This is a genomic window from Marinimicrobium sp. UBA4509, assembly GCF_002388575.1.
Taxonomy (GTDB): Bacteria; Pseudomonadota; Gammaproteobacteria; order Pseudomonadales; family Cellvibrionaceae; genus Marinimicrobium; species Marinimicrobium koreense.
The window spans coordinates 127,339-128,825 of sequence record NZ_DGMV01000060.1 but is presented as its reverse complement, the minus strand read 5'-3'; the positions used below and the strand labels follow the sequence as shown (position 1 = coordinate 128,825).

The 1,487-nt window shown below is 55.0% G+C and carries 2 protein-coding genes; both read left to right on the top strand.

Annotated elements, in window-relative coordinates; genetic code table 11:
* A partial coding sequence (locus B3520_RS11895) for a family 43 glycosylhydrolase (protein ID WP_286876120.1) occupies positions 1–376 on the top strand: 376 nt, incomplete at its 5' end.
* 34 nt (positions 377–410) lie between these two features.
* Complete coding sequence (locus tag B3520_RS11890) at positions 411–1,445, top strand: arabinan endo-1,5-alpha-L-arabinosidase (protein WP_286806045.1); 1,035 nt, start codon at positions 411–413, stop codon at positions 1,443–1,445.
* Positions 1,446–1,487: the final 42 nt, after the last annotated feature.

Below are 1,487 nucleotides of genomic sequence, written 5' to 3'. Positions count from 1 at the left end.
CAACGAAGGGCCCGCCGTACTGATTCGCAATGGCCGTATATTCATCACCTACTCCGGTAGCGCCACCGACGAAAATTATTGTATGGGTGTCATCTGGGCGGACCAGGACGCTGATCTGCTGGATCCAAAAAGCTGGACCAAATCCCAGAAGCCGGTGTTCCAGAGCGATATGGACAATGCCATTTACGGCCCGGGCCATAACAGCTTCACCGTCGCCGAAGACGGTAAGACCGATATGCTCGTGTACCACGCCCGGACCTACACCGAAATCGAAGGGGACCCGCTGTGGAATCCGGATCGCCATACCTTCATTAAACCCATCAAATACGATGCGGACGGCTTCCCGGTATTTGGTAAGCCCTCCATGGTGGACTGACCACCAACCGACTTACGGACCATGAGGTAACACCATGAACGTTAAACACTGGTTAAAAGGCATTGTTGTGTCGCTGGCAGCACTGAGCGCTGTGGGGTGTCAGGCCCAAAAGCAGGTCAGCATTCATGACCCGGTTATGGCAAAAGAGGGCGATCAGTACTACCTGTTCAGTACCGGCCCCGGTATCACCATTTACAACTCCGAGGACATGGTGAACTGGGAGCGTCAGGGGCGTGCTTTTGAAGGCGAGCCCGACTGGGCCAGAGAGGTGGCACCGGAGTTTAATGGCCACTTGTGGGCGCCGGACATCATCTATAACGAAGACACGGAGCAGTGGTACCTGTACTACTCCGTCTCCGCCTTCGGGAAGAACACCTCCGGTATGGGTGTCACTACCACCAAGACCCTAAACCCCGAGTCGGACGATTACGGCTGGGAAGACCAGGGCCTGGTGTTGCAGTCGGTACCCAACCGGGACATGTGGAACGCCATTGACCCCAACGTCATCGTGGATGAAAAGGGCGATGCCTGGTTCAGCTTCGGCTCCTTCTGGGGCGGCATGAAAATGTTCAAACTGAATGAAGATTGGACGGCACCGGCCGAGCCACAGGAGTGGTACACCATTTCCAAGCGCGATCGCTCCATTCTGGTGGATGACACCCAGGCGGGCCCGGCCCAAATTGAAGGGCCGTTTATTTTCAAAAAGGGCGACTACTATTATCAGTTCGTCTCCTGGGGCCTGTGCTGCCGGGGCGCCGATAGCACTTACCATATGGTGGTCGGCCGCTCAAAAGATGTGACGGGTCCTTATCTGGATAAAACCGGTAAGCCAATGAATGAGGGCGGCGGCACCATCATTCTGAAAGGGAATGAAGACTGGTATGGCTTGGGTCATAACAGTGCCTACACCTTCGATGGTAAAGACTACCTGGTATTTCACGCCTATGAAGCCGCAGACGAAGGCCTGCAAAAACTGAAGATCGCCGAAATCGAGTGGACCGAAGATGGTTGGCCCGAAATCGATCCGGCGGTATTGAATGAATACCAGAGCGTGTTGATCGAAGAGTAAAGCGTGTAACGATAACGGCGGATGCGGAGCATGCCGCCGTGC